This window comes from Protofrankia sp. CiP1_Cm_nod1 (assembly GCF_920888515.1).
Classification (GTDB): Bacteria; Actinomycetota; Actinomycetes; order Frankiales; family Frankiaceae; genus Protofrankia.
Window position 1 is genome coordinate 1 of record NZ_CAKKTM010000084.1, and the last position, 11,324, is coordinate 11,324.

At 72.1% G+C, this 11,324-nt stretch carries 9 protein-coding genes and 1 pseudogene; 4 read left to right on the plus strand and 6 right to left on the minus strand.

Annotated features, from left to right (window positions below):
- The coding region (locus NBX02_RS04410; RefSeq protein ID WP_250290101.1) for a tetratricopeptide repeat protein at positions 1-326 on the plus strand (326 nt) is incomplete at its 5' end.
- A 154-nt stretch (positions 327-480) separates the two neighbouring features.
- On the opposite strand, the gene NBX02_RS04415 is transcribed toward NBX02_RS04410, so the two are convergent.
- Both NBX02_RS04415 and NBX02_RS04420 read right to left on the minus strand, forming a co-directional pair.
- Positions 481-1,758, minus strand: a complete 1,278-nt coding sequence (locus tag NBX02_RS04415) for a cytochrome P450 (RefSeq protein WP_250290103.1) — start codon at positions 1,756-1,758, stop codon at positions 481-483.
- Positions 1,759-1,808: 50 nt separating this feature from the next.
- Positions 1,809-3,020, minus strand: coding sequence for a cytochrome P450 (locus NBX02_RS04420; RefSeq protein WP_250290105.1), 1,212 nt, complete (start codon positions 3,018-3,020; stop codon positions 1,809-1,811).
- Between the two features lie 413 nt (positions 3,021-3,433).
- Between NBX02_RS04420 and NBX02_RS04425 the strand changes: the two genes are divergently transcribed.
- Positions 3,434-3,754 (plus strand): hypothetical protein, encoded by a 321-nt coding sequence (locus NBX02_RS04425; RefSeq protein WP_250290107.1) that lies wholly within the window; start codon positions 3,434-3,436, stop codon positions 3,752-3,754.
- Between the two features lie 52 nt (positions 3,755-3,806).
- On the opposite strand, the gene NBX02_RS04430 is transcribed toward NBX02_RS04425, so the two are convergent.
- From NBX02_RS04430 to NBX02_RS04440, 3 genes are all read right to left on the minus strand, one after another.
- Positions 3,807-5,825, minus strand: a complete 2,019-nt coding sequence (locus NBX02_RS04430; RefSeq protein ID WP_250290108.1) for an AarF/UbiB family protein — start codon at positions 5,823-5,825, stop codon at positions 3,807-3,809.
- A 128-nt stretch (positions 5,826-5,953) separates the two neighbouring features.
- A complete protein-coding gene (locus NBX02_RS04435; RefSeq protein ID WP_250290109.1) occupies positions 5,954-7,222 on the minus strand; it encodes a ThiF family adenylyltransferase in 1,269 nt (422 codons plus the stop codon).
- Positions 7,223-7,653: 431 nt separating this feature from the next.
- Complete coding sequence (locus tag NBX02_RS04440) at positions 7,654-7,815, minus strand: DUF5679 domain-containing protein (RefSeq protein WP_250285127.1); 162 nt, start codon at positions 7,813-7,815, stop codon at positions 7,654-7,656.
- A 439-nt stretch (positions 7,816-8,254) separates the two neighbouring features.
- Here NBX02_RS04440 and NBX02_RS04445 point away from each other — a divergent pair, with 439 nt between their 5' ends.
- Entirely contained in the window at positions 8,255-9,055 is an 801-nt protein-coding gene (locus tag NBX02_RS04445) for an enoyl-CoA hydratase/isomerase family protein (protein WP_250285128.1), read from the plus strand.
- A 176-nt stretch (positions 9,056-9,231) separates the two neighbouring features.
- Here the strand turns inward: NBX02_RS04445 and NBX02_RS04450 are convergent, their stop codons facing one another.
- Positions 9,232-10,695: a zinc-dependent metalloprotease gene (locus tag NBX02_RS04450; RefSeq protein ID WP_250285129.1), complete on the minus strand. Its 1,464-nt coding sequence runs from the start codon at positions 10,693-10,695 to the stop codon at positions 9,232-9,234.
- A gap of 395 nt (positions 10,696-11,090) precedes the next feature.
- On the opposite strand from NBX02_RS04450, the pseudogene NBX02_RS04455 reads away from it, so the two are divergent.
- Positions 11,091-11,324, plus strand: a pseudogene (locus NBX02_RS04455) (hypothetical protein); the annotation flags it as partial.

Sequence of the window (11,324 nt, forward strand, 5' to 3'; positions counted from 1 at the left end):
CCCGTGGCAACCTCGCCATCGCCTACCAGACGGCGGGGCGGGTGGCGGAGGCCATCGGCCTGTACGAGCAGACCCTCACCGACCGGCTGCGCGTCCTCGGCCCCGACCACCCCGACACCCTGGCCTCCCGCCACAACCTCGCCGTCGCCTACCAGACGGTGGGGCGGGTGGCGGAGGCCATCGGCCTGTACGAGCAGACGCTTGCCGATAGTCTGCGGGTTCTCGGTCCTGACCATCCGCTGGTCGTCACGATCAGGGACAACCTGGCCGCTGCCACCGCTGCCGCGGAACGCCCGGGATGGATCAGGAGACTTCTCAGACGGTGACCATGGGCGCTCCCGCCGCTGGTGGGCCATCCGGGTGGGGCCACACAAAGCGGGCCTGGCCGGTGAGTGAGGCTGACCGTGGAGCGGGCCGGCAGCACGCATCGCGGAACAGTTCCGCGGGCGTGTCGGGTGTTCGGTTCGGGGGGAGGTCGTGCTACGGCACCGCGGTGCTGTTCTGCTGCTCGAAGCGGGCCGGGAAGCTGGCGATGCCGCGCAGGACGAGGTTCCGGCGGTAGGCGAGGTCGTCCGTGAGCGGCGTCATCGTGATTCCTCGCCGGACGAGCTCGCGCAGCACGATCTCCATCTCCAGGCGCGCGAGCGGCGCGCCGAGGCAGTAGTGGATGCCGAGGCTGAACGTGAGATGACGTTTCGCGGGGGTCTGGCCCGCGTACCGGGTGATGTCGAACCGTTCGGGGTCGGGGAACGCCGCCGGGTCCCGGTTGGCCGAGCCGAAGAGCAGCACGACGCCGTCCCCGGCGCTGAACGTGTGCCCGGCGAGCCGCGTCCGCTGGTGGGCGAGACGGGTGGTCATGTGCACTGGCGAGTCGTAACGCAGCATCTCCTCGACGGCGGGCGCCGCCAGCCGCGGGGCGGACCGGAGCAGGGCGTACTGGTCCGGGTGGCGGATCAGCGCCAGGATGCCGTTGGCGACCAGGTTGACGCTCGTCTCGTGCCCGGCCACCAGCAGCGTGACGCAGGTCGCGAGCATCTCGTTCTCGGTGAGGATGTCGCCCTGTTCCTCGACGGCGGCGAGCCCGCTGATCAGGTCGTCGGCGGGTTCGGCGCGACGCCGGGCGATGAGGTCGCGGAAGTAGGCCACGAACTCGCGGGCGGCCTGGGAGCGTGCGTCACGCTCCTCGGGCAGCAGGAGCGGATCGGGGTCGAACCCGCGGGCGAGTGCCCCCGACCAGCGCTGGAGGTCCGGGTGGTCCTCGGCCGGCGCGCCGAGCAGCTCGGCGATGACGGTGAGCGGCAACGGGTAGGCCAACGCGGTGACCACGTCGACCTCGCGGGCCTCGACGATCGCGTCGAACAGGTCGGTGACGAGCCGCTCGATGCGGGGGCGCAGGTCGGCCACCGTGCGCGGGGTGAACGTCTTGCTGACCAGCCCGCGCAGCCGGGTGTGGTCGGGCGGATCCATCCAGAGGAACGAGGTCGGCAGGTCGAGCGTGTCGACGCCGGGATGGAACAGCTCGGCCTCGTGGGCGTGGCTCCAGTTGTCGTCCTGGAGAACGGCCGCGCAGTCCTGGTAGCGGGTCACCAGATGCACACCCAGTGGAGTGGGGAAAAGCGGGTCGGCCTCGCGGGCCGCGGCGTACCGGGGATAGGGGTTAGGCCAGTGCTCGGGGCTGAACGCGTCGAAGACGACCCGTGGCACGTCGGCGTGAGAGGTGGCGACGTCCGGCTCGATGTCCGTTTCGTGCGCGCTCACTGGTCTCCTCGGAATGCGGTGGGCCGGATACCGTGCTGGCCGGTCGGTGGTCAGTCCTGGAGGCGGACCGGGAGGGTGTCCAGCCCGTGGATAGCGACCGTGTCCCGCCAGACGGGTTCGCCGGTCAGGGAGAGCCCGGGGGCGCGGCGCAGGAGGGTGTCCACGGCGATCTGGGTCTCCAGTCGGCCGAGGTGCGCGCCGAGGCAGTAGTGGAGCCCTTCGCTGAACGACAGGTGGCGCGGCGCGGGCGCGGGGCCGGCGAACCGGGTGATGTCCAGCCGTTCCGGATCGGTGTACACGGCCGGGTCGCGGTTGGCGGCGGCGGTCAGGACGACGATGCCGTCCCCCCGCGCGAACGTGTGCCCGGCCAGTTCCCGTTCCGCCAGCGCGACCCGGTGGGTGAACTGCACGGGCGGCTCGTAGCGGAGCAGTTCGTCGACGGCGGGCGCCGCGAGATCGGGATCGGCGAGCCAGCGCGCGATCTGGTCGGGGTTGCGCAGGAGGGCCACGACACCCTTGCCGATCAGGTCGGAGATGGTCTCGTATCCTCCGATCAGCAGCCCCACGGCCAGCCCGAGCGCCTCCCGGGCGCTCAGTTCGCCGCGGTCCTCGGCCGCGCACATCCCGCTCAGCATGTCGTCGCGGGGATCCTCGCGACGCCGCGCGAGCAGCGCCGCGAAGTACGCCTCGAACTCCCGCATGGCCTCCGGCCTGCGCGCCAGGCTCTCGGGCGACTGCAGGATGTCCGGGTCCGTGCCGCGGACGATCTCCAGCGACCACTTCTGGACGGCCGGGTGGTCCTCGATCGGGATGCCGAGCATGTCGCCGATGATGGTGAGCGGCAGCGGACGCGCGAACGCCTCCATCAGGTCGGCCTCACCGGCCTCGATCGCCGTGTCGAGCAGCGCGTTGACGAGCTCTTCGATCCGCTGCCGGAGCCCCTCGGTGTTGCGCGGGACGAACGCCCGTTTGACCAGCCCTCGTATCCGGGTGTGGTCCGGCGGGTCCATCCGCAGCATCGACCCCGGCACGTCGTCGGGAGCCACTCCTGGCCGGAAGGGATTGATGCCCGCCTCGTAGCCGTGGCCCCACAGCGCGTCCGTGAAAACCGTCGAGCACTCCTCGTAGCGCGTCGCCATGAGAATATCCGGCCTGATCGGGTACAGCGCGGCGAAATCGCGGACGGCCGCGTACCGCGGGTAGGGGTTGGATCGGTGCGCGGGATGAAAGGCGTCGAAGACAACCTGCGGCGCAACGGACACGTCCACATCCCTCTCTCGGCACGGGTGTCACGAAATTATCCTGCCGGAATTCTGCGCGGTCACGGTCTCCGCCGGCTGCCGGCGGATGAACATCCTTCGAACTAATCCGGTGACGATGTCGATGAAATGCTCACATGAATTCCGGTGCGCCGCAAGAACGCCTATGGCGCCATCGGAAAAACGGATCGCCGGCGTAACGTCCGAAGCCGCGAATCCCGGGACACGTCGAGAGCGCTGGCGGGGGAGGCTCCTCCGACGGTGATCGCGGACGGTCCTGTCGCTGCGGGCCGTACGGGCTGGGCTGTCCGGGTGAGCGGAACTGCCGTTCGGCTGGACCGGGGCGTGCCCGCTGCTCTTTAAGGCCGGTTGATACGCCGGGTGGCCGGTTGGTGTGCAATATCATACTGACGGGTGTGTCGCGACCGCTTTCGCCGCTGATCGATGCCGCCGCTCTCGCCGCGCGCCTCGGGGATCCCGGGTTGCGTGTCCTCGACGCGACCGTGCACATCAGCTGGCCACCCGACGTCAAGGGGCTTCAGGCGGCCAGCGGCCGGCCGGACTACGAGCGTGTCCACATCCCCGGGGCGGCCTTCGCCGATCTTGCCGGTGAGCTGTCGGACCCGGACGTGCAACTGCCGTTCACGTTGCCCGACGCCGAGCGTTTCGCCGTCGCGGCGGGCCGGCTGGGCATCGGCCCTGACAACGAGGTCGTCTACGCCCATCTGCCTGGCTGACCGCGTGCTCTGGCTGGCGGCGGGTGTGTTCCGCGGGGCTGCCCCGGGCGGCTCAGGTGCTGTCGGGGGCAGCCGCGGGCGGGGTGTGGGTGGCCGTGGTGTGGGTGGCCGTGGTGTGGGTGACGGAGTGGGCGGCGTTGTCGGGCGGGGTGTTGTCGGGGACTGCCGCGGCGGAGACGGTCTGCTCGTCGGTGGCGCCGCGGGGCCTGGGCGGAGCTGGGACCTTCGGCTGCTTCGGCTGCCTGGCCCGTTTCGGCTGCCTGGGCGGGGCGTCGGCGTCGGAGGGCGGCGTGCGCGGGGCGGGCGCGCGGGCCGGGCCGTCAGCCGGGCCGCCGGCCAGGTCATCGGCCGAGGACGACCGCTGTGCGGCGGGGCGGCGTCCCTGTCGCGCCGCCGCACGCCGGGGCGGATCAGCGGCCCTGTCGCCGTCGTGGTCAAGCCCGGCCCTGCTGTCGCTGCCGTGGCCGTCGCTGGTATCGCGGCTGTCGGTGGTGCCGTGGCCGTCGCTGGTATCGCGACTGTCGGTGGTGCCGTGGCCGTCGCCGGTGCCGTGGCTGTCGGTGGCGTCGCGGTCGTCGGCCGCCGTCGAGGGCGGTGGTATCACTACCCGGGTGTCCGGTAGCCGCGGCGGGACGAAAAGGCCCCGCGAGGAGGCCGACGCCAGCGGCCGGATCATGCCGGCGCTCATTTCGACGGCGGGCTCCGGCAGCTGGCGGCCGGGCCGGTTCGCCCAGGCCGCGTGCTCGGCCGCCGCGGATCCGGGCTGGGCGAAGCCGGGCTGCCAGTACTCCATCTCGGCGCGGAACGCCCCCGTGCTGCCGAGCTGGCAGAGGATGCCGATCGCGCCCAGGGTGACGCGGTGCATCAACAGATAGGAAGGGGGCAGGTTGAGCAGGCGGCCGAGCTGGGCCGCGGGGGAGCGGGGGTCGCCCAGCCGGATGGCCTCGCCTCGTAGCCAGTCGCGGGAGAAACGGAACGTCTCGGTGGTGACGGGCTCGAGGAGCGGTACCAGGTAGTCGAGGAGGTCCGCCGGCTTCATCCTCACCGTCGGCAGGATGAACCGCTCCGCCCGCAGGCCCGCCAGGACCGCTTCGCCGTTGCCGTCCAGTGCCAGCCGGCTGAGCCGGCCGACGGGTTCGGGCAGCCCGTCCGGGAGGCGGTTGACCGCGCCGAAGTCCAGCACGCCCAGGCGGCCGTCCGGGAGCAGCCGGAAGTTGCCGGGATGCGGGTCGGAGTGCAGCAGCCCGGCCCGCGCCGGGCACGAGTACAGGAAACGCACGAGCAGCAGCCCAGCCCGGTCACGTTCGGTGTCCGTACCGCTGTTTATGATCGTTGACAGGGGCTTGCCGTCGATCCACTCCGTGACCAGGACGTGGTCGGTCGCGGCGACGGCGCTGGGCACGTGGATGTCGAGGTCGTGGTCGAACGCCTCGGCGAAGGCCGTCTGCCAGGCCGCCTCCAGGCGGTAGTCGAGCTCCTCGAGGATGCGCTCCTTCAGCTCGGCGACCAGCGGCTTGATGTCCAGACCGGGGACGATGGCGCTGAACAGCCGAGCCGCGCGCCCGAGCTGGGTGAGGTCGCTGAGCAGCGCCGGGCCGATGCCCGGATACTGGATCTTGACGGCGACATCTCGGCCGTCCGCCCACACGGCGCGGTGTACCTGGCCGATGCTGGCGGCGGCGGCCGGCGCGTCGTCGAAGCTGCGGAAGTTCGTCTGCCAGTCCGTGCCGAAGTCGCCGGCGAGCACCCGGTGGACCGAAGCCGCGGGCAGGGCGGGCGCGGTGTCCTGGAGCTTGGTCAGCGCCGCCCGGTAGGGCCGGGCGATCTCCTCGGGCAGTGCCGCCTCGAAGACCGACAGCGCCTGCCCGAGCTTCATCGCGCCGCCCTTGAGCTCCCCGAGGACGCGGAAGATCTGGGCGGCGGTCCGCTGCTGCAGCTCCGTGGCGACGATCTCGGCGGGGCGCCCGCCGAGTCGCTTACCCGCGCCGATCGTGGCCCGCCCGGCGAAGCCGAGAGGGAGGCTTGCCAGCTTGGCGGTGCGGACGACCGCGCGTTTTGGGATTTCGGACACAGCTCCATCGTGCCTGTTCTGCGGGCGGGAGACAGGAGGGAACGCCGCTTGGAATTTTAATACTACTCTTTGTGGTCGATGTGGTTGGCCTGGCTGATGGCGGACCGGTGGCGCTCCGCTCCGCCTGGTCACGACGCCCGTTCCGTCCACTCGAAGGCGTCGGCTTCGCCCGGATCCCCGTCCGTCGGATCCCCGTCCGCCGGCCAGCCGTCGGCGTCACCGGCGCCCGCGGCTGCCAGCCGCCGGGCGCTACGGCAGGGACATGAGGGGTGGATCGACCACGATCGGCGTCGCAGCCGCAGGTCGGAGACTGTCATCTCCAGCGTCCCGTCGATGGTCGGCAGCTCGTCGGCTGTTGGCCGGCACGGCTGCTCCGGCGGCTCGGCCCGACCGGGCCGGGCGATGCCACGGACGCGACGGTCGCCACGGTCGCTGTGGTCGACAAGGGTGAGCGCCTGCATGGCGGTGAGCCCGGCGGCGACGGTGGCGAGCGCCACGTCGCAGGCGTCGACCCCGGTGTCCGGGCGGCGGGACAGCTGCAGGGCGAGCAACGGCCAGGACGGTTCCATCGCGTGGCGACACAGATGCTGACAGTGCAGGCACGAGGTCACCCCGGGCAGGACCAGCGGCCCGATCACCGCGGTGGTCTCACGAACGCCGGCAAGCAGATGGGGGATGCCGGAGCGTTCCAGCTCAAGCGACTCCCGCGGGTGGACGACCGGTATGCCGGCCGGTGTGACGACGACGAGATCGGGGCGGAACGGCACGGGATGCCGGCACCGGCGTGGCGCGTGGGGGCGTGTCACCCGCGCGATCGCCGCGGTGGCGGCGGCCGAACGGGGCCGCCCGACGTCGTCGAGACGGGCTCCACCCGGCGCGACATCGGCCGCCCTGGTCGTACCGGTGTCGTCGACGACCACGTGCCCGACCCCGGCGGCGGCCAGCAGGGCCGCCACCTGAGCGCCGATCCGGCCCGCCCCGCGGACCTGGATCCGGGCCCGGCGGCGGGCCGCCATCGCTCGCCGGGCATGTTCCGGGTCGGCCGAGCCCAGGGACATCGCCGCCAGGTCCGGCTGGAGGCGCTCCTGGTCCAGCACGGGCGGTGGGGAGCGGTCGGCCGGGCCGGCGTCCGTCAGCAGGCCCGTCCGCTCCAGCAGGAGGACGAGGTCCGCCCGAGTGGCGTCCAGCGAGCTGAGGACCTGCTCACGGGAGCGGGTACCGTCCAGCAGGTCGAGCACGGAGGCGTCCCGCGCCGTCAGCCCGCCGAGGACGATCGCCCGCGCCGGGTCGACGCCGATCTGGAGGGTGGAGCCGTCCCGCCAGAGCCGGCGCAGGCCGGGCTTGAGCATGGGGCGCATCGCGTCCTCCCCGACAGCAGATGACCGGATCGTGATCATATGGTCTCACGCTGTGCCCCATCGTGGACATATATCCATTTTTCTGTGGATATTCTGCCGGTGCCGGAGAAGATGCGCCGGTAGCTGTGGACAACTCCCTGCCTGGGCAGGGGCCCCTGCCCAGGGCATGGGCCCCACGGGTGCCATGGGTGACTCGCGTCCGCGCTGGGACGGTTCCTCGCGCACGGTCTGCGCCGGACATCCCATGTTCCTGGGTGTCAATCGGCGGTGCCAAGTGCGACGGTATGCGGCCAGACGGTTGTGGGCTGTGGATGCCGGGGCCGGCTGGTGCCGGGGGCGGCGGCCTCGGGATGCCGTACAGCCGCCGAACGCGCGATGATCCGCCGCGCGCTCGGCGGCCTCGGGGTAACCGTCCGGCCCGAGGAGCGGGCCCCGGGGATGGGGCATGCCTTCCGGGGAAGGTCAGGGAACTATGATGCCGGCGCCTTGCCGAGGATCCTGTTGATCGTGGTTCCGCAGACCGGGCAGGTGCCCCGGGCCATCCGGCGCCCGGAGTCGCTCACCCGGACCTCGCCCTGGTAATGCCGTTTGTCCTTGCATTTGACGCAGTAGCCCTCGTACGTCTCTGCCACTCGTTCTCCCTCTCACCGGCGCCCGCTGACGGGCCGCTGGTTCGTAACGAAGCGCAACGAAGAAGGCCGGCACCAACAGCCGGCCGGGAGCCATCCTCCTCAGGCTGTCGACCCCGCCGCGCGCCACCCCCTGGCCGGGGCCACGGCTGGTTTTCCGTTGTCCCACAGTGGTTGCCGTGTTCGCCGCCGGCTCCCGCGGCGGCGGCGGATGCGGCGGCGGATGCGGTGGTGGCCCGGTGATGGCCCGTGGTGGAAGCGGTGCGCGCCCGGTCATGTCCGACAGCACCGGAAGCCGTGAGGCTCTACGCTCGGGAGGGCCGCTGACGGGGCGGGAAAAACACGGCCGCGCCGTCCTCGCCCGTATCAGCCAGGCAACATCAACCGGACAACATAAACCAGACAACATCAACCAGGTAACGTGGGCCTTCAGGAGTCGATCGTGTCCGAACCGCTGCTGGTCGAACGTCCCGCCGACGGCGTGGTCCTGCTGACGTTGGCCCTGCCCGAACGGCGCAACGCGATGACCGTGGCGCTGACCGCGGCGTGGTCGGCGGCGCTGGACACGATCAGCGCCGATCCTGACGTGCGGGCCGTCATTGTCACAGGGCAGGGGCGCGCGTTCTGCGCGGGCGGCGATCTCGACTGGATCGACCCGAGGCGCAACATCGACTCCGGCGCGGACCGGCTGCGGGCGAAGATGCTCCCCTTCTACCGGACCTGGCTGAAGATCAGATCGCTGGAGGTGCCCACGATCGCCGCGGTCAACGGCGCCGCGGTGGGCGCCGGCCTGTGCCTGGCGCTCGCCTGTGACCTGCGGTTCGCGGCCGAGGGCGCGACCTTCTCCGCCCCCTTCACCCGGCTGGGGATGCATCCGGGGATGGCCGCCACCCGGCTGCTGCCGGAGGCCGTGGGAGTGCTGCGGGCCCGCGAACTGATCTTCACCGGACGGGTCGTCGACGCGCGGGAGGCCGTGGAGATCGGCCTGGTCAACGCGGTGGTGCCGGCTGCCGACCTGGTCGCCACCGCGCTGGAGACCGCGCTGCGGATCGCCGCGGCGGCCCCGGTCGCGACCCGGCTGGCCAAGGTCGCGCTGAAGGGTGAGGACGACATCGAGCAGGTGCTGCAGTGGGAGGCGCTCGCCCAGGCCACCACCATGGCCAACGGTGAGGCCGCCGAGGGGATCCAGGCGCAGCTGGACCGGCGGTCGCCCGCGTTCGCGCCGGTAGCCGCCGCCGGCTGACGCCGGTAGCCGCCGCCGGTAGCCGCCGCCGGAAACTGCCGCCGGAAACCGCCGGGCTGGTGCCGGCAGCCACGGCCAGCTCGCCCGGCCGGCCCGTGTATCGCGGTGAGCAGCACGACGGCCATGTCGGGCGAGGAGAAGAAACCCGTCAAACTATGGCCGCGTGGTGGTTACGGTCAACGACCGCCGCGCGGGCCATCGGGCGGATCCGGGTCGTGTGTGCCCGCAGGCCCGGGGGGTTCCTTCGGTGACTCGTTCGGTGACTTCGGCGGCGGGGTGTCCCGGAGCCGCTCGAGTTCCGAGATAGGATCTCCCACGGTGCTGGCGGTGTCACTGTTGGCGAACCGTTGCGGGTCGGCGAGGTCGTCGGCGTCCGGGAGCAGGTCGGGATGGGCCCACAGCGCGTCCCGCTCGTCGATCCCTCTGGCCTCGCCCACGGCAGCCCACAGGGCGGCTGCCTCGCGCAGTTTGCGGGGACGCAGGTTGAGGCCGACGAGCGTGGCGAAGGTCTGTTCGGCCGGCCCGCCCTCGGCCCGCCGCCGGCGCACCATCTCGCGCAGCCTGGACGCCGCCGGCAGGTTCTTCGCCGCGGCGGCGTCGGTGACCGTCTCCACCCAGCCCTCGATCAGCGCGAGGATCATCTCAAGGCGGGCCAGCGCCGCGGCCTGCTCGGGCGTGGTCGCGTCGTCGAAGACGTCACCGCCGAGCGCTTCGGCGAAACTCGCCGGGTCCATCAGCCGGGACGGATCCATCAGCCGGGACGGGTCGAGCATCGTCATCGCCCGCGAGACCGCGTTCGGGTCGACCGCGATGCCCCGCGCGTACTCCTCGACCGTGCCGAGGACGTGCCCGCGCAGCCACGGGACATGGGCGTACAGACGCTGGGACGCGGCTTCGCGCAACGCCAGGTAGATCCGGACCTCGGTGGGGTCGACCTCCAGGCCGGCGCCGAACGCCTCGACGTTGGCCGGTACGAGCGCGGCCGTGCGGGCCGGGCCCAGCGGCAGCCCGACGTCGGTGGCGGAGACCACCTCGCTGGCGAGCAGGCCCATCGCCTCGCCGACCTGGGCGCCGAACAGCATCCCGCCGATCCTGTTGATCATTTGGATGATCGGGCCGCCGGCGGACGCCAGCTGGCCCAGGTCAAGGCTGGGTGGGAGCTGAGCGGCGAGTTCCGGCGGCAGCCCGGCACCGAGGTCGCCCATCTGGTCGCCCAGTTGCGCGAGCCCGCCGGAGATACCGCCGCGCATGGCGTCGGCCACCCGGGCGGCCACCGGATCGCACAGTGTCCGCCAGACGGGCAGCGTCACCTCGATCCATCTGCCGCGCGTCCATCCCTCGGCGGCCGTGGCCCCGGCGGGAAGGGGCGTCACAGGGTCGAGCCAGACGTCGGCGAGCCGGACCGCCTGCCGGACGGCCTCGATGTCGGCTTCGGTGACAGCCCGGTCGCCGTCACCGAGGGTACGTACCGCGACCTGGCGCGCGAGCTCCCAGTTGACCGGTCCGTCGTGCCAGGACAGCAGGCGTTCGAGTTCGGCGAAGAACGGGGCCCCGGTGCCGAACGGCATGCCGGAGCCGCCGCCCGCGCCACCCGAGGACGAGCCGCCCGGGGTGAAGCCGAACGGGAAGCCGCCGCTCATCGCCACCGCCCCCGCCGGGAGGAGGTGCGCTGCGGTTCATGGACCCTGGATCCGGACATGCACCAACGGTAGTGCGTTTTCCTGGCGATGCCGAAACGACGTCACCAGGACTGCCGACGGGGCGGCCCATGACCGCCGGTGAAAGCCACGAGCCGGACAATCCGTCCGCCGGCTGCCTCTGCATACCATGGCTCCCACCGCCTGGATCCCACCGCTGGATCCTGGATTCCACTCCTGAATCCCACTGTCGTCCCAACCGGGGTACCAGGGCTGTCGCCGCTGCCGGCTGTCGCCGGCGACCGGTGAGCTCGAAGGGGCCGGCACCGCGATGATCATGCCCGGCTGTCGCCGACAGCCGGTGAGATTCGTCCCAGTGCCCGTCGGATGCCGCTGCCGTGACAGATGTCCCGGCGTCCCGGCGTCCCGGCGTCCCCTGGCCGCCTCCTGGCCGCGTCCCGGAGGGCGCCTCTGCCGCTCGAAGCCGGTGCCGGCCGGATGGCCGCCCTACGCGCGGACTACGGTCGGGCACATGGGCGATATCCACGCTGGCCCCGGCCCGGCTGCTGGCCCCGGCCCGGCTGCTGGCCCCGGCCCGGCTGCTGGCCCCGGCCCGGCTGCTGGCCCCGGCC

Excerpts from the sequence above, each read along its gene's own strand:
- NBX02_RS04435 (WP_250290109.1), bottom strand. The coding sequence starts at position 7,222 with ATGATCACGATCCGGTCATCTGCTGTCGGGGAGGACGCGATGCGCCCC.
- NBX02_RS04450 (WP_250285129.1), bottom strand. The coding sequence starts at position 10,695 with ATGAGCGGCGGCTTCCCGTTCGGCTTCACCCCGGGCGGCTCGTCCTCG.